The organism is Neorhizobium sp. DAR64860/K0K1, from assembly GCF_050500205.1.
GTDB lineage: Bacteria > Pseudomonadota > Alphaproteobacteria > Rhizobiales > Rhizobiaceae > Neorhizobium > Neorhizobium soli.
In genome coordinates this window covers 460,176-482,693 of record NZ_CP191458.1, presented here as the reverse complement: position 1 = coordinate 482,693, position 22,518 = coordinate 460,176, and the positions used below count along the sequence as shown (strand labels likewise).

General features: G+C 59.9%; 17 protein-coding genes. 9 read left to right on the top strand and 8 right to left on the bottom strand.

Annotated features, from left to right (window positions below; all coding sequences use genetic code 11):
• Positions 1-9 precede the first annotated feature (9 nt).
• The 5 genes from ACQY1J_RS02125 to ACQY1J_RS02105 all read right to left on the bottom strand — a co-directional run bounded on the left by ACQY1J_RS02125 (position 10) and on the right by ACQY1J_RS02105 (position 8,362).
• Positions 10-2,916 (bottom strand): BapA/Bap/LapF family large adhesin, encoded by a 2,907-nt coding sequence (locus ACQY1J_RS02125; RefSeq protein WP_430249943.1) that lies wholly within the window; start codon positions 2,914-2,916, stop codon positions 10-12.
• A 313-nt stretch (positions 2,917-3,229) separates the two neighbouring features.
• Complete coding sequence (locus ACQY1J_RS02120; RefSeq protein WP_430249942.1) at positions 3,230-4,843, bottom strand: TolC family protein; 1,614 nt, start codon at positions 4,841-4,843, stop codon at positions 3,230-3,232.
• Between the two features lie 347 nt (positions 4,844-5,190).
• Positions 5,191-5,628: a YeeE/YedE family protein gene (locus ACQY1J_RS02115; protein ID WP_174197540.1), complete on the bottom strand. Its 438-nt coding sequence runs from the start codon at positions 5,626-5,628 to the stop codon at positions 5,191-5,193.
• Positions 5,628-6,056 (bottom strand): YeeE/YedE family protein, encoded by a 429-nt coding sequence (locus ACQY1J_RS02110; RefSeq protein WP_430249940.1) that lies wholly within the window; start codon positions 6,054-6,056, stop codon positions 5,628-5,630. The genes ACQY1J_RS02115 and ACQY1J_RS02110 overlap by 1 nt, the downstream gene beginning before the upstream one ends.
• A gap of 287 nt (positions 6,057-6,343) precedes the next feature.
• A complete protein-coding gene (locus tag ACQY1J_RS02105) occupies positions 6,344-8,362 on the bottom strand; it encodes a bifunctional diguanylate cyclase/phosphodiesterase (RefSeq protein ID WP_430249938.1) in 2,019 nt (672 codons plus the stop codon).
• Positions 8,363-9,558: 1,196 nt separating this feature from the next.
• Between ACQY1J_RS02105 and ACQY1J_RS02100 the strand changes: the two genes are divergently transcribed.
• The gene (locus ACQY1J_RS02100; protein WP_430249936.1) at positions 9,559-10,497 is read left to right on the top strand and encodes a 3-hydroxyacyl-CoA dehydrogenase; all 939 of its coding nucleotides are present in this window, start codon (positions 9,559-9,561) and stop codon (positions 10,495-10,497) included.
• Here the strand turns inward: ACQY1J_RS02100 and ACQY1J_RS02095 are convergent.
• Together ACQY1J_RS02095 and hisD are read right to left on the bottom strand one after the other, a co-directional pair.
• Positions 10,494-11,246: an SDR family NAD(P)-dependent oxidoreductase gene (locus ACQY1J_RS02095; RefSeq protein ID WP_113166491.1), complete on the bottom strand. Its 753-nt coding sequence runs from the start codon at positions 11,244-11,246 to the stop codon at positions 10,494-10,496. The two genes, ACQY1J_RS02100 and ACQY1J_RS02095, sit on opposite strands and share 4 nt — an antisense overlap.
• On the bottom strand, positions 11,243-12,553 hold the full coding sequence (gene hisD, locus ACQY1J_RS02090) for a histidinol dehydrogenase (protein WP_113166492.1): 1,311 nt from the start codon (positions 12,551-12,553) through the stop codon (positions 11,243-11,245). Before hisD ends, ACQY1J_RS02095 begins: the two co-directional genes overlap by 4 nt.
• A gap of 92 nt (positions 12,554-12,645) precedes the next feature.
• On the opposite strand from hisD, the gene ACQY1J_RS02085 reads away from it, so the two are divergent.
• From ACQY1J_RS02085 to ACQY1J_RS02070, 4 genes are all read left to right on the top strand, one after another.
• Positions 12,646-13,626 carry a LacI family DNA-binding transcriptional regulator gene (locus tag ACQY1J_RS02085; RefSeq protein ID WP_430249934.1) on the top strand — a complete coding sequence of 327 codons (981 nt, stop codon included), beginning with the start codon at positions 12,646-12,648 and terminating at the stop codon, positions 13,624-13,626.
• A gap of 169 nt (positions 13,627-13,795) precedes the next feature.
• Entirely contained in the window at positions 13,796-14,785 is a 990-nt protein-coding gene (locus tag ACQY1J_RS02080; protein ID WP_062459149.1) for a TRAP transporter substrate-binding protein, read from the top strand.
• 158 nt (positions 14,786-14,943) lie between these two features.
• Positions 14,944-15,474 (top strand): TRAP transporter small permease, encoded by a 531-nt coding sequence (locus ACQY1J_RS02075; RefSeq protein WP_062459152.1) that lies wholly within the window; start codon positions 14,944-14,946, stop codon positions 15,472-15,474.
• 1 nt (position 15,475) lies between these two features.
• Positions 15,476-16,756 (top strand): TRAP transporter large permease, encoded by a 1,281-nt coding sequence (locus ACQY1J_RS02070; RefSeq protein ID WP_092662859.1) that lies wholly within the window; start codon positions 15,476-15,478, stop codon positions 16,754-16,756.
• A gap of 46 nt (positions 16,757-16,802) precedes the next feature.
• Here ACQY1J_RS02070 and ACQY1J_RS02065 read toward each other — a convergent pair whose 3' ends face one another.
• Complete coding sequence (locus ACQY1J_RS02065; protein ID WP_082476356.1) at positions 16,803-17,828, bottom strand: LacI family DNA-binding transcriptional regulator; 1,026 nt, start codon at positions 17,826-17,828, stop codon at positions 16,803-16,805.
• A 183-nt stretch (positions 17,829-18,011) separates the two neighbouring features.
• On the opposite strand from ACQY1J_RS02065, the gene ACQY1J_RS02060 reads away from it, so the two are divergent.
• The 4 genes from ACQY1J_RS02060 (at position 18,012) to ACQY1J_RS02045 (ending at position 22,506) form a co-directional block, all read left to right on the top strand.
• Positions 18,012-19,379 (top strand): LLM class flavin-dependent oxidoreductase, encoded by a 1,368-nt coding sequence (locus tag ACQY1J_RS02060; protein WP_430249932.1) that lies wholly within the window; start codon positions 18,012-18,014, stop codon positions 19,377-19,379.
• Between the two features lie 21 nt (positions 19,380-19,400).
• A complete protein-coding gene (locus ACQY1J_RS02055) occupies positions 19,401-20,762 on the top strand; it encodes an acyclic terpene utilization AtuA family protein (protein WP_430249930.1) in 1,362 nt (453 codons plus the stop codon).
• Position 20,763: 1 nt separating this feature from the next.
• Positions 20,764-21,081, top strand: a complete 318-nt coding sequence (locus ACQY1J_RS02050; protein ID WP_062459166.1) for a DUF4387 domain-containing protein — start codon at positions 20,764-20,766, stop codon at positions 21,079-21,081.
• Positions 21,082-21,162: 81 nt separating this feature from the next.
• Positions 21,163-22,506 carry an MFS transporter gene (locus ACQY1J_RS02045; RefSeq protein ID WP_430249928.1) on the top strand — a complete coding sequence of 448 codons (1,344 nt, stop codon included), beginning with the start codon at positions 21,163-21,165 and terminating at the stop codon, positions 22,504-22,506.
• Positions 22,507-22,518: the final 12 nt, after the last annotated feature.

Genomic DNA, 22,518 nt, shown 5'->3' with positions numbered 1-22,518 from the left:
GACTGAGGGCTAGATCACTGAGGTACCGGCATGGTGCAGAGCGTCGTCGTCGAGCAGGCTGCCCACAGTTCCCCCCAGCAAGCCGCCATGCAGCACACTGTCTGCGGCCGAACCGTCCAGCAGGTCCACGGTCGTATCGTCCAAGATCGTGGGGACGAGGTTGCCGGCAAACTCGGGCAGGTCGGCAACACCGTCAGCCACGGCGAGCCCGCCGATATCAAGGTCACCGTCCACGACAAGGCCCGTGTCTCCGCTTAGAAGTTCGTGGAGGCCAACGTCGATCGGCAGTGCGCTGACGCTCCCGAGATCGATGAACTCACCGAGTTCGGTGCTCACACCATCCAGCGAGATGACGTCTGTCAGATCGCCGAAACGGCCGTGGCTTCCGGTATCGTGATCCAGGAGGTCGACGTCTGCGAACGCGGACGTCAGCATGCTCGGCTGCAAAGCTTCAGAGCCTGTATCGGCCGCCATCATCATCGACGTTCCGGCGACGGGCTCGGCCTGGTCGATGAGGATCGTCAACTCTGCTTCAACGACCTCTCCATTGGGATGAACGAGACGGTAGGTGAAGCTGTCGGTCATTCCATCAAGGCCGAGTGTGTCGTTCGGCTCATAGGAATAGCTGCCATCGGCAGAGACTTTGAGCGTGCCGTGATCACCCACGATGACGGTACCTGCGGCGGCCGGATCGACAAACACTGTCCCATTGGACACCTGGAAGTTGGTGAAGTTGGAGCCGAGCGTATCACCGTCCAGAACGTTGCCGACTGCCGCGACTACGCCATCGGAAATCACCGTTCCGAGGTCACTGGTCGACGTGGCGAGCTGCACGTCGATGTTGCCACCGATGTTCACGCCATCCTGCGATACCGTAACGCGGTAGTTGCCCGCGTCCAGGTCCTGCAGTTCCAGGCCTGTGGAGCCGCCAAGCAAACCGGCAAGCTCGGCCAGATTGGCACCTGTGCTGGTTTCGACGACCGTCCAACTGAGGTCAGCCTGCTGCATTTCGACGGCGATCGTCGTTGTCCCGAGGAGACCCAGAAGCTGGTCTGTGTCCGCGCCGATCTGAACCGTTGCCACGGATCCGGCGGCCACCGTGAACGTTCCCGTTTCACTTCCCCCAAACAGTCCCAACGAGACATCGAGGAAGTCGGCGTTCACGGCCTCCGTCACCGGGTGAGTGGTCACGACGGTCGCCGCCCCAGCGTCGTCCGTGGCGACAATTCCAAGGCTCGCATCCGCCGTTGGATCAATCGTCGAGAAGGTGAGGTTTTGTCCCTCGCTGTCGATCTGGACATGCAGTTCCGCAGTCGAAGTCGCCTGGGTTTGCGGATCGAAGATCGTGTATTCGAAGGAGTCTACCCGTCCGATGCCGGCTGCATCGGGGTTCGGGGTGTAGGTGTAGCTGCCATCCTGGCCGATGACCAGTGTACCGTGATCTCCCTGGATGGTTGCGCCTGCAGCGGTCACCGGTGTGGCATTGATGCTCTGAATGATGGTGCCGGGATTGACCGCGTCGATTTCGCCGCCGATACCTGCGTCGGTGATCACGTTGCCGCTGGCAGCAACTACGGCGATGGCGCCGATACTGGTTGTGTCGGTATCCGTCCCGGTGATCGTCAGCTCGCTTCCGAGGCCCGCACCCAGCAAGCCGTCATAGGCGATAAAGGCGCGGTACTGGCCCGGTCCAAGATCCTCCAGGCTCACTGTCGGTGCACCATCCAGCAACTGCAGGTCCAGCAGTGTGGCATTGCCGGTGCCGGTGCCTGTGACGTTGGTCCACTGGACACCGTCAAATCGTTGGATGACCACCTGATAATCGGACAGAACGCCGAGACTTAGGCCCTCGTCGAGTTCAAAACGTGCATCGAGCGTATGGCCCTCCTCGACGTTGAAATCGATCGTTTCGACGTTCGGAAGCACCTGGAGATCCAAGCCACCAAGGCTGACGGCAACGCCGTAAGTCTGGGTACCTATATCAACGTTGGTCACCACGGGGGAAAGGTTGATCGACGCGACGGCGGTATTGTCGTAGGCGGTTGTGTCTGCATCAGCATCTGCATCTGCATCTGCATCTGCATCCGCATCTGCATCCGCATCTGCATCTGCATCTGCATCGGCATCCGCGTCTGCATCCGCGTCCGCATCCGCGTCGGCATCCGCATCGGCATCCGCATCGGCATCCGCATCGGCATCCGCGTCCGCGTCCGCATCCGCGTCGGCATCCGCATCGGCATCGGCGTCTGCATCCGCGTCGGCATCCGCATCGGCGTCAGCATCCGCATCCGCATCCGCGTCGGCATCTGCATCGGCGTCAGCATCTGCATCCGCATCCGCGTCGGCATCTGCATCGGCGTCAGCATCTGCATCCGCATCCGCGTCGGCATCCGCATCCGCATCGGCGTCTGCATCGGCATCTGCATCGGCGTCAGCATCTGCATCCGCGTCTGCATCTGCGTCCGAGTCATCGTTGTCGTCGCCACCGGCGCCGCCGCCGCCTCCGGAAGCGAGAGCTATTCCTCCAGCTCCAAGCGCGCCGAGTGCAGCAAGGCCGAGAATGGATGCATCGCCCCCACCTTCAGCGCCACCCACCAACTGGTCGCCGCCGGCTGACTCGGTGAATGAGAAATCGGCTTCTCCGACGGTGTGGTTGCCATCCCAGACGACCCCGTTCTCATCCACCAGGACCAGCTTGCTTGATGCTTCACCAGGGCCGCTGGCGTAGAAATCGGCAACTCGGATCGCCTCACCGTTCTGCAGGCGGATGACGAGATCGTCGCCCTGACGGATGGTCGCAGCAATGTCTTTCGGGCCGACCTCAAGCTGAATAACACTTGGTTCACGGACAGAGATGTTTCCCGATGCGACGGTAATGCTTTCACCACTTGCGATATTCGTTACAACGGCAACCATGGATACATCCTCTTAAGGCCGTGAGCGTCACAGCGAAACCGAACGGACTTGGCGGATGGGCAGCGAGATGCGATGACACGGACCGTCAAAGGTCTGCGCCGGGCAAAATGTTGAATACCGAACTGGCTGGTCCGGCAGTGTCTCGATTGCTGTCAATCCTACCAAGAAACTCTGGGATAAGACTTGCTCAATTTTAGAACGTTATCAATTAGCGATAACTAATTCTCGCATCGGACGGTTGATGCAGTGTTAATGCCGGTCAGCGTATTTGCGTTTATGAAAGGCGGATAGAACCGAATTTGACCCCTGCGGGCTAGAGAGCGCCGCGCAAAGCAAGCTCTTCGAACCGGTTTCGCTTGTCCTTAACGTCCGCGCCGATACTGGAGGCTTGAAGCGAAACGGCAAGCGCCTCGCTTAGCTCGGTCTCAACGTCTGCTCCGCGTTCGGCATTCTCTGCGGCAGCTGGTCCTGCCTCTATCGGCAGTGCTTGTCGCGCAGGCATCGTGACCGCCATTTCGATTGGCGTCTCCGACCTGGAGGCGCCGCCGTTCAGGACGGTCGCGGCCGTGCCCGGCTTCTTTTCGAGCTTGAAGATGTCCCGCAAGCGCCCCGCTGCGGAGGCACACTCGATATTCAGCTTATGGACATCGAACTGGATGTTGATTGCGTCGAAACGTGCGGCATGTAGCTCCTGATCGGCATTCAAGACATCGAGGAGAGTCCGCGTTCCCAGGTCGAGGAACTGCCTCTGATAAAGATCTCGGGTTTCGCGCATCAGCGTCTGTCGCGAGGCGAGTGTCGTGAGCAAAGCGCGCATTCCAGACAGCTGCGTGCGCGATTCCATCCAGCTCCGCTGCGCGCCTGTCCTGGCATTGGCGATGCCGGCCTCAGCGGACTGAACCGCGAACTGGCCAGCTTCGCTCCGGGCCTTATAAGAGCCGCCGTTGTAAAGCTTGCCGGTCAGTTTCAGACCGATCGTATAGTCCGGGCTGCCTGGTGAATTTCCGAGCAGATCCATGCTGCTACCGCCTTCAAGCGCCAGGGTGGGCAGGACATCGGCCTTGCTGAACCGCAGATTGGCCTCGGCGGCCGTCTTCTTCGATGCCGCCGCTCGGACGCTCGGCACCGTATCCCAATCGGGCTCTTTCGCAGAGCAGGCATTGGGGAGGTCTGAGGGAATACTCGCTCCGAGATTGATCTTCCCGGACATACCCAACAGCGACGCCATGCTGCCCTGCCAGCGCTCCGACTGAGACCTGATCTCCAGTGCCGTGGTCTGGGCCATCTGCACCCGCGCTTCGGCCTGAAGCTTGTCCGATCTCGTGCTGGCTCCCTGTTCCGTTCGCGCGTTGACGAGCTCGAGTATTTCCTTTGTGTCGCGCACCTGATCGGACGCGACAACCGCCAGACTGCGGTTTCTCAGGGTTTCGAGGGACGCAAGCGCGGTGTCCCTGATCACGTTGTCGACCACGGCAATGAACTCGGCGCGCCGGGTTTCCTCTGTCGCCGTGGCACTGGCGACCTGACTGGAGACTTTCCCGAAGTCGTAGATCATCTGCGACGCCGTCACGGTGGCGGCCGGCTGAAAACCGTTCCCGAAAGCGCTGCGCCTGCCGACATCGATCCCGCCCCCGATCGACGGAAAATATCCCGATCGTGCATCCCGGATCGCCGCGCCTTGCTGGTTGAGTTCGCCCGCCGCCTGCATGATCGATGGCTGATAGTCGACCGCCCGCCGGACGGCCGCCTGCATGGTCAAATTCGTGTTCCGGTCCTTCACTGCGGGCCGAGAGCTCGGGACTGATGCGGTCGCGATACTGTCGACCGATGTCGTCCGCGCCCGCGTCTGCGTCTGCGCGCAAGACGCAACGCTGAAGGCGAGCGGCACAAATATCGCCGTCCGGACAACACGGGAAAGCATGCTCATCGTATCCCCCAAGCCCGCAGGTCCAGACGGACCTGCAAAGACAAACCACCGCCGCTCGACTACTTTCCAAGCCGAAGCATTTCAAGCAATTCTAATATACGTCTGAAGATGGTTAATGACTGCTTAACTGAGATCTCGTCAGTCTCTGGAGCATGATAATTGTGTTGTCGGAGTGGGCGGGAAAAGGCCGCGCCGCGGGCCGGACGAGAGGGCGAAGCTAAACTGACTTCTGGTAAATGCTATGCTCGACAATGCGGGAGTAAAGAACCCCTTATACTGCCTTCAATGGTTCATGGGATGGTGGTTCGAATGCCATCGAGGTTGCGGAAGTTACCCTCTCCGTCCCATCAGGACCGCGCTGCCACAGTCTGTCGGGACGACACCATGCGATGGACAAACATACCGGCAAGCATGGCCGCGACGAACAGTGCTGCTTCCCAGCGGCCTGTAACGAGAGAGGCGATTGCGGGACCCGGGCATAGACCGACGAGGCCCCAGCCGAGACCAAACAGTGCAGCGCCTGCGACAAGCGGACGGTCGATCGTGCGGCTCGTCGGCACATGGAACTGGGTTTCGAAGACCGGTTTGCGGCAACGACGCCGGATCGCATAGGCAATTGATGACGGGATCAGTGCCCCGCCCATCACGAAAGCAAGCGACGGATCCCAGTTACCGGTCACATCGAGGAACGCCAGAACACGGGCAGGATTGACCATGTCGGACACGACAAGGCCAATGCCGAACAGAATTCCGCAGGCGATGGAGACGAGAATGCGCTGGGTCATCATGCCACTCCCATCAAATGTCGGGTAATGAAGACGGTTGCTGCCGCCACGATCATGAACGTTGCCGTCGCGACGATGGACCGGGGCGATAGGCGTGCCAGTCCGCAAACACCGTGGCCGCTGGTGCAGCCGGAACCAAGCCGCGTCCCGAAGCCGACCAGGAGCCCGCCTACCACAAGAAGGGGAGACGAGGCGGTGATCGCGAACTCTGCGTGCCGTAACAAGGTAAAGGCGGCGGCAGCTCCACCGAGTATGCCAACCAGAAAACCGACCCCGAGCGGACTGATTCCACTGCCTGTCCATCCGACAGCAGATGCGGCCAGACCGGAAATTCCGGCTATCCGACCGTTCAGCAGCAGGTAGATCGCGGCGGAAAGGCCAATCAGAAGGCCGCCGGACAGCGGCCAGATAAAGCTGAGATCAGACATGGGTCGTTTCCTTGGCGCCGACAGCGCGTTGACCGATATCTTCAGATAATGGATGCCGTTGTCTTCGGCCAGGGGGAACTGGCGCGCAGTCCCTACACGCTCAAATGACAACGCAGCAGCAGCGCGGTACTGCTAAACGCGTGATGGCCGTAAGCGCGTCCGAAACGACGCCAAGCAAGTTCCGTTACTATGACGCAGCGGTGGACGCATGCGTTTAAGTCTGCGCGTGGGGTCTTCCTGCCGGGGCATGGCATCAGAATGCAAAGCCCCAGCGTAACCTGTCCCCTTCAGGTTCGAGCCATCCGGGAGACGTATGCTGCAACGTCCTGGCGAGGAAGAGGTCGCGACATCAGAAAGCCCTGAAGATCGTCGCATCCAAGCCGTTCAAGTTCGGCACGCTGCTCGATTGTCTCAACGCCTTCAGCCGTTATCTTCAGCCCTTTCGCTCTGGCCATGCCAATCATCGCAACAACAACGGCCCTGCTGCCGCTTTGGTGCATTTCGCCGATAAACGACCTATCGATTTTGATGCGATCCACCTCGATATTCTGCACGCGCGAGAATGAAGAATACCCGGTTCCAAAGTCGTCTATGGCAAACCGGACGCCTGCTTTTCGCAGCATGGCTATGGTTCGCTTCAGGTCGATCGTGTTATCCGCAGTTGCAGTTTCGGTCATCTCGATCTCAAGCCTCTCGGGGCTTACGTTCATGTTTGCGAGGGTCGTCAAAACCCGCAGACTGTAGCCGGGAGAACCAAGCTCAAGCGGCGAAGCGTTGATCGCAATAGAGATGCCGGGAAGATCAGCAAGAGTCCTGCATGCATCGTCCAGCACAAGGGCGCCGATGTCGTTGATCAACCCGATGTCCTCCGCCAGAGGAATGAACTGGTCGGGACTTATGTAGCCCATCGTCGGGTGCTTCCACCGAGCAAGCGCTTCGAGAGAACAAATGCTTCCGTCGGTCGCATTGAAGACTGGTTGATAAAAAGTCTCGAGCTGGGTCCTGGTCTCGACTGCAAAACGGAGATCACTTTCCAACACCCTGCGCCTGCGTAGCAGTTCGTCCATATGTTCACCAAACACCGCATGGGTATTCCTGCCGGCTGCTTTGGCATGATAAAGCGCGATATCAGCCTGGCGCGTCAGTTCGATGGGGTCACATGGGCCGGTTGCTAGAGCTGCTCCGACGCTTGCGCCAATGACGACATGCGTCGTTCCGATTTCGAACGGTGCCCGCAGTGACTGCACAATTTTCGATGCGAGATCTTCAGCATTCCTGGCATCATTTTCTCCCAGCAGAATGGTGAATTCGTCGCCTCCCACCCGCGCCAAAAGAGATTGCGGCAGGAGATCGCGCATCCGGTTTGCTGCCAAGCAGATCAGCTTGTCGCCAACCGGGTGACCGAACGTATCGTTGACAGCCTTGAAGCGATCAAGATCAACGAACAACACACAGTGGAGGGCGTCGGCGTGTCCGTTCGATAGTTGACGATTGAGTTGCTCGTTGAAGTAAGCGCGGTTTGCAAGCCCGGTCAGGGCATCGTGGGAGGCTTGATGTTTCAGTTCTGCGCGGCTCGCAGCCAGCCGCTCGGAGCGGCGCCAGATTGCACCTCCAGAAAAACTGGTCCCAGCGAAAAGTGCGATAAACGCGATAAAAAGGGCTGGGGCAGTGGCTTCGAATACATATTGTCCGGGTTGGAATGGGTTCCAACGGAAGTATCCGAAGACTTGCCCGTCTCGTGCGACCAAGGGTACGTACGCAACATTCCGTTCCCGAGGTCGCTTGGAGGTGAACTCCAGTTTGGCGAACTCATATTCGGTACCGATGGCCAGAGGAAGATCGCCGTCGAGAAAGCGTATGCTCACATGCAGCATTTCCTCGCCCGGCGTCTGTTCCAGATCACCGGTGTCTGAAACGATTGGCTTTATGCTGACAATTGCAGGTCGAAATCCGACATAGCTCAGATCAGCTTCGCCAATCGAAAGCGTCCGTTCGCTGATACCCTCGGTATCTTCGGCAAGTAGACGCGCCTGAAGCTTTTTAGCGAGCGGCAAGTAGGCGTTGCGGAGATCATCTGGGGTAGGGGAATAGTCTGTCTCCGATGAAAACAGATATTGCACAGAGAGGTCCGGTCGAAGGACCAAGGCGCCATCATGCCCAAAATAGCTGTGCATCCATGAACCGAGGTTCGTCTCGATCCATTTCAGGTCGCCACTGGTTGCATGCCTCACGGCGTCGTCCCAGACAGTTGCGCTTTCCTGGTCATGCGCAATGCCAGCCGTCAGTTTCGCGACCGCAAGTTTCATGAGATCGCGCTGCCTTGCCGCGGCCACCTCATCGCTTGTAGCAGCCGCCCAACTCAAACTCAGTAAAAGCAGACCACAGACGACCAAAGAAACGAGAGCCGGCAGGCACCATCGTAGAAACCACTGACTCTGAAACTGTATCTTCATCCCGCAACCGTCATCTCTTATTTTACGTGATGGTAAAACAGAGGCTATTAAAGCACGGGTAAGTAAGGTGGTTACGTCTGCGTTAAATGGCGAAACAGCGGCACGACTTCCTCAGGCATCCTCCAATTAACGAGTGCGAAGAGGGTCACGGAGTAAGCCTTGCCGCGAGGCATTCTCCGGACAAATCCGCTGGGTTAACTGGCATGCGCGAACTGCCTACCAGCCTTTGCCTGGACAACACCCATCAACCATTCACGGGCGGCCCGACGCCGTTTGGCGGGCTTCCAATCGGAAATTACCGCCACACAAACTGCGTCCAACACAGTGGTCGCGCGCTCTTGGAACTTCTGGTCGTGTGAAACTGCGGGAGCTGCTATTCAGTCACCATTCAGGCCCGATGACTAGTTTGACCTCCAACTTAACAATGGGAGGCATGGACTCATGCTCGCTACGCGATGCAAAAGTGTCTTCGATGACTTCTCAGTCCGCGAAGAACAAGATGGAAACCTTGGAGTCGATAAGGAGCAACTTCTGTTGGCTTTCCATCGGGGAACCATCGCCGCGAAGGCAAACCGCGATGTCGGCCACTGTCCTTTCAGCGCACTGACACAACCGTCCGAATTCCTCGCGTGGTTGGAAGGCTTTCAATGCTGTTCGGCGTCACGCTAGCGAATTCGTCGGAGCGGTCCTCCGGCATCGCATCTCTGCATGAGGTGGGCTGTCCAAGGATTTCTCTATTTACGGCGAGACAGGCTCTTCGCCGTCGAGGACGCACTAGCACCGAGATTGCAGAAATGCCTTCGGAAAAGTTCGTTTCTGGAATGAAGTAACCCCCGGGCGGTGACGCTGCTTCGGGATATCAGTCCGGGAGCAACCGCCTGCCTCGTCCACTGCCAAAAGCCGATACGACGACGGTGGGACACCTTCTTTCGTGAAAGATTTTCACTGGCATGATCGACGATTGACCCTCTGGCTGCCTTGCTGCTTGCTCACACAGCCAGCGTGGAGGCGCTGCATTTGACTGCAGCTCACAAGGGGAGATCCAGGACATGAATGCGATCAGGAACGTTGCCATCGTCGGCGCAGGTCTGGTGGGGCAGGGCTGGGCGATTGTCTTCGCGCGGGCCGGCATGGACGTCACCGTTTATGATGCCCGCGAAAACGCCGAGAGTGTCATCGGCGCGCAGATCGACAAGGCCGTCGGCGATCTTGCCGCCGGGGGGCTTTGCGGCGACGTGCCTTTGGTCCTGTCGCGCATCCGTTTTGCGCGGAGCCTCAGCGAGGCTGTGTCGGGCTGCGACTACGTACAGGAGTCGGCGTTCGAGCGGATCGATGTGAAGCGCGAGGTCAGTCTTGCGATCGATGCGGTGCTTCCCGCCCATGCCATCGTCGGCAGTTCCACCTCAGGATTTCCCGGGTCGGCGTTCTATGAGGAGTGTGGCAACCGGGAGCGGTTGATGGTGGTGCATCCCGTCAATCCTCCGCATCTCGTGCCGCTGGTCGAAATCGTCCCGACGCCCTGGACTGCGCCACAGGCAGCGAGCCGTGTCCGGCGCCTGATGGAGGATGTGGGGCAGTCAGCCGTGTCGCTGTCGCGCGAAATTCCCGGCTTCGTGCTGAACAGGTTGCAGGGCGCCCTGCTGGACGAAGCGTTTGCACTGTTTGCGGAAGGCTATGCTACGGCCGAAGACATCGATCGCACTGTGCGCGACGGGCTTGGGTTGCGCTGGTCGTTCATGGGACCGTTCGAGACCATCGATCTCAACGCGCCAAAGGGGCTTGCAGATTATGCCGAACGGCTCGGGCCGATGTATGCCGGATTTGCCGATCAGCGCAAGGCAGACCGAAGCTGGGAGCCGGATGCGGTGACACGGGCGGATTCGGAGCGTCGCGAACTGCTTGCAGAGCACGATCTCGATGCCAGACGCTCCTGGCGCGATGAAATGCTGATGCGGATCGTCCGGGCGAAGCAGGCGGTGGCGGACTAGTCCGCCGTCCAGCCGCCGTCGATCATCAACGCCGAGCCGGTCATCAGGGACGACGCGTCGGAGGCAAGGAAAATGGCGGCGCCGACGACGTCTGCCGGCTGCCCCAGGCGACCTAGCTTGATCTTGGACAGCGTCTCGCGGCGAAACTCCTCATCCTCGAAATACGAGGCGGTCATCGGTGTCTCGATAAAGGTGGGGCAAAGGGTATTGATGCGGATGCCGGCAGGTCCAAGTTCGACCGCCAACGCCTTGGTAAAACCTTCAATCGCAAACTTCGAGCCGCAATAGAGCGTCCTGTTGGCCGCGCCGACATGGCCCATCTGCGAGGACATGTTGATGACGGTGCCCCGCCTACCGTGCCTCAGCATCACGGCCGTCACGGCCTGGGCTGCAAAAATTGCAGCCTTCGTGTTCAGGCCGAAGACGGCATCGTAGTCGTCTTCAGTGACCTCGGTCAGCGGCTTGGGGCGATTGGTGCCGGCATTGTTGACAAAGATATCGAACGGCGCTTGCGCCTCGACATGCTGGCGGAAGCCGGCAATGTCGGTGACATCGCACACAAGCGGCCGCGCCCTCCAGCCGCGGGTAGACATCAAAGCGCAGGCCTCCTCGATCTCCGTCCGCGAGCGCGCGCAAAGCGTTACTTCGGCACCCGCCTCGGCAAGGCCTTCGGCGACCGCGCGTCCAATGCCACGGCTGGCGCCGGTGACGAGCGCCCGCTTTCCGGCAAGATTGAAAAGGCCGCTCATTCGGCTGCTTCGCCATAGGCGACGTCGCGGTTGCCATAGCGTCTCACCCGTAAGTTCGCCTGTTCGGCATGGCCGACGAAACCCTCGAGCATGCTCAGCCTCGAGCAATAGGCGCCGATCTCAGCCGCCGCTTGGTCCGTTGTGACGCGCTGGTAGGAATGGGTCTTGAGAAACTTGCCGACCCAGAGACCGCCGGTATAACGCCCCGCCTTTTTCGTCGGCAAAGTATGGTTGGTGCCGATGACCTTGTCGCCATTGGCAACGTTGGTGCGTGGGCCGAGGAAGAGCGCACCGTAGGAATGCATGTTTTCGAGAAACCAGTCGTCCCGGTCTGTCATAACCTGCACGTGCTCGGAGGCGATCTCGTTGGCGACGTTGAGAATCTCCTCGTAGGTGTCGCAGACGATGATCTCGCCGTACTCGCGCCAGGATACGGAAGCGGTTTCGGCAGTTGGCAGGATTCCGAGAATTCGATCGATTTCAGCGATCGTCGCTTTCGCCAGCGTCTCCGAATTGGTCACGAGAACCGCCGGGGAATTGTAGCCATGTTCGGCTTGCCCCAGAAGATCTGTGGCGCACATTTCCGCGTCCACAGTCTCGTCCGCAATGACCATCGTTTCGGTCGGGCCGGCAAAGAGATCTATTCCGACGCGCCCGTAGAGCTGGCGCTTTGCTTCCGCAACAAACGCGTTGCCGGGGCCGACAAGCATGTCGACGGGGCGAATGGTCTCGGTCCCGAGCGCCATCGCGCCGATCGCCTGAATGCCGCCGAGGACATAAATTTCATGGGCCCCGCCGAGATGCATTGCAGCGACGATGGCGGGGTGGGGTTCGCCTTTTTGGGCCGGAGCCGCTGCTGCGATGCGGGGAACTCCCGCCACCGAGGCCGTGAGGACAGACATATGCGCCGACGCGACCATCGGGTACTTGCCGCCTGGAACATAGCAACCGACCGACTGGACCGGAATATTGCGGTGGCCGAGGAAGACCCCCGGCATTGTCTCGATTTCGATATCGGTCATCGACGCTCTTTGGGCTTCGGCAAATTTGCGGATCTGAGTCTGGGCAAACCTGATGTCGTCCATGTCGCGAGCCGACACCTTGTTGATTGCCGCCTCGATCTCGGACGTGGTCAGTCTAAACGAGGCCGGAGAGAAGTTGTCGAATTTCGCCGACAGGTCGCGTACTGCGGCGTCGCCTCGGGTTTCGATGTCCTTGAGCGTCGCTTCGACAAGCGTCCTGACTTTGGCGTCATCCTCGGCGCGTTCGGCGGCCGCCTTCCCCTGTTTCATATAGCGAATTGACATGTCTCACCTCCCTTTTGACATCGAGCGTAATGTGCTAGCGACGTTGAATGCAAGTTTTCATCATTGCGTGAAAAAATTTCATGGAGTCTGTTTTGAAGCCGACAGCCAAGCAGGTCGCTCATGAGGCGGGCGTTTCCATCGCCGCGGTATCACGCGCGTTTTCGCCGGGATCGTCCATCGATCCGTTGAAAAGACAGCGTATCCTTCAGGTCGCAGCGCAGTTGGGTTATAGCAGTCCGGCGCGCCGTACTGCCGAGGTGATCTCCGCCGGTACAGTGACATTGGTGGCCGGCGATCTCGCCAACCCGTTCTATCCACTCGTTCTCGACACGCTCGCAAAAGCACTGCAGGCGGTCGGGAGACAATTGCTCGTCTATGCCATCCCGCCGCAGGCGGACATGGACCGGCTGACGCCGCAGATCCTTGCAGCTCGCCCCAGCGCACTTGTCGTGACCTCCGCAAGCCTGACGTCTGGAATGGCCAACGCCTGCCGGCAGCATGGCATCCGGGTGGTGCTGCTCAACCGGATCCAGCGCAATGTCCGCGTAAATGCGGTCGCGTGCGACAATCACGCAGGCGGTCGTGATGCGGCACTGTTTCTGCTCGGCAGGGGGCGCCGACGGATAGGCTTCATCGGCGGGATCTCCAACACGTCTACCCACCGTGACCGGGCGGAAGGCTTTTCCGAAGCATTACGCGAGAGCGGGCATTCCGTGCTTGCCGAGGGAAACGGGGAGTTCACCTACCGAGGCAGCTACGGCGCAGTGCTATCACTGCTGACAGCAAAAAACCGTCCGGATGCGCTGTTCTGCTGCAACGACATCATGGCGCTCGCCGCCATAGATGCTGCCCGCGAACTTGGACTGTCCGCACCTGAGGATCTTTCGATCGTTGGATTTGACGACATTCCCATGGCCGGTTGGAGATCCTATCGTCTGACGACGATCCGGCAGCCGATTACCCGCATGATCTCCGAGGTCGTGGGCCTGATACAGGCCAGCAATACCGTTCCACTCGACGAGACGACGACCAGCATCCTGCCTGGCAAATTGATCGTGCGCGGCAGTGCCTGAAGACGATCCTGCACGACCAGGGAAGAAGGATATTTCAGGCGTCGGCAGAAAAAAACTTGACGGGACGGGCAAATTTGCGAAAGGTAGTGCACACGTTTGCGCATCTGCAGCGGCGATTAGGAGGTCGCGGCTGAGTCACCGGATGCAAGCTTTGACCGGGAGGGATAAGATGAAGCTCAAGACACTTGCTGTCGTTCTGGCAGCTCTTGTGATGGGAACGGGACAGGGTTTCGCCGCCGAGCGGGCCCTTCGCGTCGCCACCAGCGTTCCGCACAATCACTACCTCACCAACGTCATCAAGGAGTTCGCAGACAACGTGTCGAAGCGGACCAACGGCGAAATTACCTTCGAATTCTATGACTCGGGTTCCCTCGTCAGCGACCAGCACATGGACGAGGCGGTTGCAAACGGCACGATCGATATCGGCATTGCCTCTGCATCCATCCTTGCCGGCACCGTGCCCGCTCTCAACGTGTTCGCCGTGCCATTCTTTTTCGATACGCGCGAAAAGCTTGATCGCGCTGTGCTGCCCGGAACCCCGATCAGGACCATACTCGACAAGAGGATCAACCAGACCGGGTCGCGCGCGATGTTCTGGATCCCTTATGGCTTCATCACGATGATCACCCGCGACAAGGAAGTTCATGTCCCTGCGGATATGCGCAACCTGAAGATCAGAACGTTCGGCTCTACCGTCAGCGAATTCGTCGAGGCCGTGGGAGCCGCTCCGGTCGTCACCAGCGGTAGCGAACAGTTCCTGGCGCTTCAGCGCGGTATCGTCGATGGCGGGCTGACGGGATGGCCGTCGGTCGAGGAACGCCGCCTTTTCGAGGTTTCGCGCTACGTCATCGCCACGGACCACATGTATGAGACGCATTTCGCCCTGATGAGCGAAAAAGCGCTCGAAAAGATGCCGACCGAACTTCGTGCGATCTTCCAGGAGGAGGCCGCGAAACTCGAGACGGTGCTCATGGATCGCATCTTCGATGCCACCAAGCATACGCGCGAGGTTCTCGCGAAGAAGATGGAGATCATCGATCTCACGCCGGATGAAATCGTCCGGTGGAAAGAGGAAACGGCACCTGTCGCAAAGTCGTTCTACGACAACGGAAACGACCTTGCGAAATCTGTTTTCGACGAAGCGCAAAAGCTTCAGTAGCGGCAATTGGCTAGCCGCGCCGCCTTGCACAGAGTCGGCACAATGTAAAAGCACGACACCAAAAACAAGGGCGGGGCGCAATGCCACCGTCGCGGCGAAACGCGCATTCGCGCAGCGTCTGAGAGGGTCAGACGCGAACGTCTGGGAGGAACGGCACCATGCCCCCGCAAGAAAAGAAATGGGTCGGCACAATCGAGTCGACCATCATGAGGATCGGTGAATACAGTTCATGGATCTACCTCTTCATCGGTATCATCGTCGCCTATGAAGTGGCATCGCGATACTTCTTCAACAGTCCGACGGACTGGGTCGAGGAGACCTCACGTCTCGGCATGGTCTGGGCAACATTCCTGCTGTTTCCAGCCTGCATGGGGCGCCGGCAGTTGATCTCGATCACGCTTTTCTCCGATGCGGTCGGCGAACGCGCCAAGGTCGTTCTAGAAGGCATAAGCTTTGCGATCATTGCGCTCGCCTGTGCCGTCGTCTCCTTCGAGGCGCTTGTTGCCGCAATCGACGCGGCGACAGTCGGCCGCGCTACGGCGAGTGTCCTGCGCATCCCCTATTGGCTCTTCTACCTGCCGGTCGCGATCGGGTTCTTTCTTTTCTTCGTCCAGGCTGCGCTGGAACTGATCCTGCTTGTTGCGACGGGGCAGCGACGCAAGCTCGAACTCGCGCACGAGGAGATCTGATATGGAAAGCGTTATCGTACTAGTCGCGCTCTTCGTCTTTCTGTTTGCGGGCATACCGGTCGGTATCGCGCTTTCGACGACGGGTATCGTTCTTCTCCTGATGAAGGACGTCCCGCTCGCCAGCGTGTCGATGGAATTCCTCGGCTCGGTCAACAATTTCATCCTGCTGGCGGTGCCGGTGTTTCTTTTGACGTCGAATATCCTACTGAAGGCGGGGGTCGCGAAAGACCTGTTCGATGCGGTGCAGCGATGGGTCGGCGGCGTGCGCGGCGGTGTCGCGATCGCAACGATCATCTCCTGCGGCATCTTTGCCGCGATCTCGGGCTCTTCCGTGGCCGTTGCGGCCATGATCGGCACCGTGGCAATTCCCGAGATGACCAAGCGCGGCTACGATCGTCGCTTTGTCATGGGAACGCTCGCTGCTGGCGCAACGCTTGGCATTCTCATCCCGCCGTCCATTCCGCTGATCATCTATTCGGCGGTCGCGGAGCAGTCGACCGCCTCGATGTTCCTTGCCGGCGTCGGGCCCGGGCTGTTCTTGATCGTGCTGTTCCTGATCTACTGCATCGTCAAGTCGTTCATGGGCGCGGCACCGAAGGCGGAAAAAGGTGAATCCGGTTCGGGTGGTCGGATGGCTGCAAGCCTTCGCGCCCTGCCGACCATGGTCATTGCGCTGACGATGATCGTCGGGATCTATGCAGGCGTCTTCACGCCGACGGAGTCGGCAGCTGTGGGCCTCGTCATGACCCTGATCTACGTGTTCGGCATACGCCGGGGCGTGTCTTTTGCAGATTTTCGGGGGGCGGTGTTCGGCGCGGGTCTTACCACGGCGAACCTGCTGCTGATCATTGCGGGGGCAAACGTATTCGGCAAGGCGATCATGCTTTACCGCATTCCCTACGAAATCTCCCAGTGGATCGCCGTTAATATCGAGACGGCTGGCATGTTCATGCTGGCGGTCACAGCGGTGTTGCTCCTGCTCGGCCTGTTCCTGGAGGGTATCGCGATGATCTTGATCGTGCTTCCGGTGCTTCTCCCGTCGCTCGGCGTCCACGGAATCGATCCAATCTGGTTCGGCATCTACTTCGTGCTGATGATCGAGATCGCGCTGATTACGCCGCCGGTGGGTATGAACCTCTTCGTGATCCAGTCGGTGGCGAAATCGAGTTTGAAGGAGGTGATGTACGGGGCTCTGCCATACGTCGTCATCATGCTGTTCGCCGTGCTTGCCATCTACTTCTTCCCGGCAATCGTGATGTATATTCCGAAAGCGGGGGGATAGGCTGCACGGATTTTGGATCGAGGAAGGGCGCTTTTAGCGCCCTTTTTCATGCCCTGCCGGTGGAGCCGCGAACAATCAGCTTGCCGCGCATGGCGATCAGTTCGTCCGGCAGGCTCGGATCGACCGTGCGCGCCCGCAGCAGTTCAAAGGCGCGCTGGATCATCAGGGGCAGGGGCTGCTGGATTGTCGTGAGGTCGTAGATCGGCCGGGCGGACGCCGCAACGCCATCGAAGCCTGCAACCAGGATGTCGCCGGGCACATCGATCGACGCCAGGCGCAGTGCGTCGAGGACGCCCATGGCCATGATGTCGCTCAACGCGAAGATCGCATCCGGGCGCTCCGCCGAGGGGATCGCCGCGATCTCGCGACCGGCCTCGAAACCGCCGTCGTAATTGGAGTGGCCGTCGATTCGAAGCGAGAGTGCCAGACCGGCCTGTTCCAGTTCGGCGACAAATCCTTCCTCGCGTTCGCGAGACGTCGAACTGGTGGAGGAGGTGTAGATCAGTCCGAAACGACGGCATCCTCGCAACATCAGAAGTTTCGCCATCTCAGCACCGCCAGCACGATTGTCGCAGGTGACGAAGCATCCGTGCGAAAGTGCGACGCGGTTGACCATCACGAGCGGGACGTTGTTCTGGGCGCAGATGTCGGCGGCCTTTGAAGACAATATGGCCGACGAGATGATGCAGCCATCGACCTGGTACTGAATCAGCGCTTGCGCAGTGGTGTCCTCGATAGGCCCGCCGCCGGCATGAATGATGAGGAGGCGAAAGCCGAGCTTCTCCGCTTGTCGTGTCGCTTCGTGCAACAGCTCCGTATAGAACGGGTTTTCAGCCGGTCCGAGGACAAGTCCGTACAGACCGCTCTTTCCCGAAGACAGGGTGCGCGCCAGAACGTTCGGCATGTAGCCGTGTTCTTTCGCAAGCCCGATGATCAGGTCCCGCATTTTTTGGGAAATCCGCGTGTCGCCTTTGAGCGCGCGGGTCACCGTCGATGGCGCGACTCCTGCCAGTGCTGACAGGGTGACGACCGTCGCTCGGCGCGGTGTGGAAGGCGGCAGTGTTGAGTTCATACCGATTCATAACAAAACAGCTGCGCCCTGTCGCGTCACTCCGCATCCGCACCGATGCGAAAAAGAGGGGCTGCATGACAAAATATTCGCTCCCAACTTGACATCTCCTCCAGAAAGCGATTGGATCGGAGTGCGCAAACGTTTGCGCACATATTTGCGATTGACGATGACACGGGAGGAACGATGTCTACTTCAAAACGCCAGATGAAAATGGTGGGCTTCCTGCAGGCGCAGAACTGCTCGATTGCGCCCGGCTCATGGCGGCATCCTGCCGGCGCCACCGATTTTCTGTCCGCCGAATATTTCCAGCGCATCGGACGCATCCTCGAGGACGGCAAGTTCCATCTCGCCTTTTTCGACGACCGTCTGGCCATGCCCGACATCTACGGTGACGATCACCAGGAAGCGGTCGAGAACGGTGTTCGCGTCGTCAAGATGGATCCGGTCTCGATCATCACGGCGATCGGCATGGCAACCAGCCATATCGGCCTCGGCATTACCTATTCGACCACCTATTACGAGCCCTTTCATGTGGCACGTCTGTTCGCAACGCTCGACCTGATGACCAAGGGTCGTGCTGCGTGGAACGTCGTGACCTCGCTCAACAATTCCGAGGCGGCCAACTTCGGCCGCGTCGAGCATCTTGCGCATGACCTGCGCTACGAGCGGGCCGACGAATTCCTGGACGTGGTGACAGGGCTTTGGAACAGCTGGGAGCCCGATGCGCTGATCGTCGACAAGGGGACCGGCCAGTTCGCCGATCCGAAGAAGGTCCATCGGCTCGATCACAAGGGCAAGTATTTCAGCTCGAAGGGTCCGCTGCCGGTGCCGCCGTCAGCGCAGGGGCGCCCGGTGTTGATCCAGGCAGGCCAGAGCGGCCGCGGTCGCGAGTTCGCGGGCAAGTGGGGCGATCTGATCTTCGTTGTCTACCCGACGCTTGAGGCAGGGCAGAAACAATATGCCGCTGTCAAACAGGAGGTCGCTGCCGCCGGTCGCAATCCCGACGATGTGGCGATCTGCCCGGCCTGCTACGTCTGCGTCGGCGAGAGCCAGGAAATTGCCGAGGAGAAGCGCGAGTACATCCGTGCGCTCGCCAAGCCGATCGATGCCGTCGTGCTGTTGTCGGAAGCGCTCAACTTCGATTTCGCCAGCAAGCCGATGGACAGCGAATTCACCGACGAGGAGCTGAAGAAGCTGTCATGGTCGGGCTTCAAGGAGCGCGTCATCTCCCTGAGCGGCAAACCCAATCCGACCGTGCGTGACTTCGTGCACTATTCGGGCCGCGGCACGATCGGCGAGTTTCCGATCTTCTGCGGGACGCCGACCATGGTCGCCGACCAGATGGAAGAATGGTTCACATCAGAAGCCTGTGACGGTTTCGTGCTGGCGGCCACCCATACACCGGGCGCCTACGAGGACTTCGTCCGCTACGTGGTGCCGGAGCTCCAGCGTCGCGGCGTCTATCAGAAGGACTATGCCGGCACGACGCTGCGCGAAAACCTGGGCATTCCCATGCCGGTTCATCCCGCCCAGCGCCAGGCGGCGGAATAAGCGAGCAGTCGGAGAAGAGTGATGAAAGAATTCAGAATGCTCTCGACGAGCGGCATCCTCGGCTACGGTTATGCCGAGGAATCGCTCAAGATCGGAATGTCCTGGGAGCCCCATGTCATCGGTTGTGATGGCGGCAGTACCGATCCGGGGCCCTACTATCTCGGTGCCGGAACGTCCTTCTGCTCGCGCCTTTCGGTCAAGCGTGACCTGCGGCTGATGCTGCAGGCCAGCATTGCGGCCGGTATTCCCTGCATCATCGGCACGTCCGGTGGGGCAGGGGGCGAGCCGCATCTGCAGGATACGGCAGCACTTGTGCGGGAAATTGCGCGGGAGGAGGGGCTGTCGTTCAAGATGGCGCTGATCCATTCCGAGCAAAGCAAGGGCGACCTTGCCGGCTGGGCCGAAAAAGGCCTCACGAAACCGCTTGCAAAGATGAAGCCGCTCGACCGGCAGATGATCGACAACTCTACCCGCGTCGTCGGCATGATGGGGCCGGAGCCGTTTGCGAAGGCCCTCGACGAAGGTGCGCAGGTCATTCTTGCCGGTCGAAGCAGCGATCCGGCGCAGTGGGCGGCACCCGCCATCCGGGCCGGCATGGCGCCTGCACCGTCGTGGTATGCGGGCAAGATGCTGGAATGCGGCGCCGAGCCGACCGTGCCCAAGGAGCCGGACTGCATCTTCCTTCGCGTTCGCGACGACCATGTCGTCTGCGAGCCGCCGAACCCGATCCGGCGCTCGACGCCGTTGGCCGTGGCGAATTTCGCGCTGCATGAGAATTCGAGCCCGATCCACCATGTCGAGCCCGGCGGTCTGCTGGACACGACCGATTGCCGGTTCGAGGCGATCAGCGACCGCGCCGTCAAGATCGACGGCATGACCTGGACACCGGCCGACCGCTACACGATCAAGCTCGAAGGCGTCGAGATGGCCGGTTACCGGTCCATCGCGATCTGCGGCACGCGCGATCCGATCCTGATCTCGCAGATCGACGACTATCTCGCCACCCACCGCGAGAAGGTTGCCGTGAAGGCCGAATCCTTCGGCGTTCCGCGCGACGATTACCGGATGATCATCCATTGCTACGGCAAGGACGGCGTCATGGGCGGCTGGGAGCCGGTCAAGCAGATCACCAGCCACGAACTCGGCTTCGTGATCGAGGTTGTCGCCAAGACGGCGGATGTCGCCAATGCGGTCATCGCCATGGCGCGCACCTCGATGCTGCATGCGGATTTCCCCGGACGTCTGTGCAAGGAAGGCAACATGGCGTTCCCGTTCAGTCCATCGGATATCGACATGGGCCCGATGTATCGCTTCAGCATCTTCCATACGGTCGAAGTCAGCGATCCCTGCGCCCTGTTCCCCATCGAATACGAGAAGGTGTGACATGGCCCTCATCAGAGACATCGCCCAGATCTGCAAGAGCAAGAATGCCGGTCCTTTCAACGTCACGATCGACGTCCTGTTCGAGGATCACGACCTCTACCGCCGCGTGAAGGCGACGGGAACGCTCAATGCGGCCCTTTTCTCCAGGCTCTACGGCGTCAAGGAAGAAGACGTGCTGTTTACGCCCTACGATACCGCCGCCGCTTTCAAGGCGACGTTCCCGCGAGCGATTCCCGCCGGCGATATCGGCGATACCGACGTCTACGGTGCGCAGCAGCACGCCCCCCTGCTGGATGTCGATATTCCGCTCGAAAACTAACCACGACCTGCGCATGGGTCTTCCGCTGGAGGCTTGAGGGAGACCCATGCGATTGCCAATAACAGCTCGGGGAGGAGCTTCATGGCCACGCAAACATCCGACATCCGCAAGGTCGCACTGGCGAGCTTTATCGGATCGACCCTGGAATGGTACGATTTCTTCATCTTCGGTACCGCCACGGCACTCGTCTTCAACAAACTGTTCTTTCCGGAATTCGACCCGGTCACAGGTATGATCGCAGCCTTCGCGACCTTCGCCATCGGGTTCATTGCCCGGCCTCTCGGAGGCATCGTGTTCGGCCATTTCGGTGACCGGATCGGCCGCAAGGCGATGCTGATCCTCAGCCTCACCATGATGGGCGGAATCACATTTCTGATCGGTCTTATCCCGACCTATGCCGTCCTCGGCGTCGGGGCGCCGATCCTGCTTACCGTGCTTCGCTTCCTGCAGGGCTTTGCGGTTGGCGGCGAATGGGGTGGAGCGACCCTGATGGTCGTCGAACACGCGCCGAACAAGACGCGCGGCTTTTTCGGCAGCTGGCCGCAGATGGGCATTCCGGCGGCCCTTCTTCTTTCGTCCGGCGTGATGGCGCTTGTCGGCGGATTGACGACGCCCGAGCAGTTCATGGCCTGGGGATGGCGCTTGCCCTTCCTGTTCAGTGGCATCCTTCTCGTCTTCGGCATCTTCCTCCGCAGACGCCTTGCGGAATCGCCAAGCTTCCAGAAGCTGAAATCCGGTGGCGAACGCCAGCGCCTGCCGATCGTGGACGTGCTTGGCAAGCATGGAAAGAAGACAGCGCTTCTGGTCGCCTGTCAGGCCGCGGAAAACACCAGTTTCTATATCGTGGCGGTGTATTCGCTGGTCTATCTGACGACGGTCGTCGGCATCGACCGGGCGACGGCGCTCAATTCGCTGATGATCGCAGCCGTTTTCTGCTTTATCGCCCAGCCCCTGTTTGCCGGACTTTCCGACCGGATCGGCCGCAAGCGGGTGTTCATGGGGGGCATGATCTTCAACGGCCTCTTCATCGTGCCGTTCTTTCTTCTCATGGATACGGCGAGCGTATTCTGGATCACCGCTGCGATGACCCTGTCCATCATCTTCGGGCAGGCCACGACGCAATCCACCCAGCCCAGCCTTTTCGCCGAGCAGTATGGGGCGTCGGTCCGCTATAGCGGCGTGTCTGTCGCCTATCAGTTCGCAACCGTGCTCTGGAGCGGACCGACGCCGATGATCGCAGCCGCGCTCTGGGCCTGGTCAGGGAGCTGGATACCGCTTGCCTGCTACATCATCGCCGCCGCCTGCCTGTCGGTCGTAACGATCATTCCGTTGCGCGAGGCGGCCGGTGCCGATCTCGAGGACGAACAGAGCGGCTCGCTGCCCCAACCGGCATCATCCGCAAAGACCATTTATCACCATCAATAAGACAGGGAGCAA

Coding starts and splice junctions, on each gene's coding strand:
- ACQY1J_RS02080 (WP_062459149.1), top strand. CDS start 13,796: ATGAAGCTCAAGACACTTGCTGTCGTTCTGGCAGCTCTTGTGATGGGA.
- ACQY1J_RS02055 (WP_430249930.1), top strand. CDS start 19,401: ATGAAAGAATTCAGAATGCTCTCGACGAGCGGCATCCTCGGCTACGGT.
- ACQY1J_RS02120 (WP_430249942.1), bottom strand. CDS start 4,843: ATGAGCATGCTTTCCCGTGTTGTCCGGACGGCGATATTTGTGCCGCTC.
- ACQY1J_RS02125 (WP_430249943.1), bottom strand. CDS start 2,916: ATGGTTGCCGTTGTAACGAATATCGCAAGTGGTGAAAGCATTACCGTC.
- ACQY1J_RS02110 (WP_430249940.1), bottom strand. CDS start 6,056: ATGTCTGATCTCAGCTTTATCTGGCCGCTGTCCGGCGGCCTTCTGATT.
- ACQY1J_RS02070 (WP_092662859.1), top strand. CDS start 15,476: ATGGAAAGCGTTATCGTACTAGTCGCGCTCTTCGTCTTTCTGTTTGCG.
- ACQY1J_RS02065 (WP_082476356.1), bottom strand. CDS start 17,828: ATGAACTCAACACTGCCGCCTTCCACACCGCGCCGAGCGACGGTCGTC.
- ACQY1J_RS02045 (WP_430249928.1), top strand. CDS start 21,163: ATGGCCACGCAAACATCCGACATCCGCAAGGTCGCACTGGCGAGCTTT.
- ACQY1J_RS02075 (WP_062459152.1), top strand. CDS start 14,944: ATGCCCCCGCAAGAAAAGAAATGGGTCGGCACAATCGAGTCGACCATC.
- ACQY1J_RS02060 (WP_430249932.1), top strand. CDS start 18,012: ATGTCTACTTCAAAACGCCAGATGAAAATGGTGGGCTTCCTGCAGGCG.
- hisD (WP_113166492.1), bottom strand. CDS start 12,553: ATGTCAATTCGCTATATGAAACAGGGGAAGGCGGCCGCCGAACGCGCC.
- ACQY1J_RS02105 (WP_430249938.1), bottom strand. CDS start 8,362: ATGAAACTTGCGGTCGCGAAACTGACGGCTGGCATTGCGCATGACCAG.
- ACQY1J_RS02100 (WP_430249936.1), top strand. CDS start 9,559: ATGAATGCGATCAGGAACGTTGCCATCGTCGGCGCAGGTCTGGTGGGG.
- ACQY1J_RS02095 (WP_113166491.1), bottom strand. CDS start 11,246: ATGAGCGGCCTTTTCAATCTTGCCGGAAAGCGGGCGCTCGTCACCGGC.
- ACQY1J_RS02050 (WP_062459166.1), top strand. CDS start 20,764: ATGGCCCTCATCAGAGACATCGCCCAGATCTGCAAGAGCAAGAATGCC.
- ACQY1J_RS02115 (WP_174197540.1), bottom strand. CDS start 5,628: ATGACCCAGCGCATTCTCGTCTCCATCGCCTGCGGAATTCTGTTCGGC.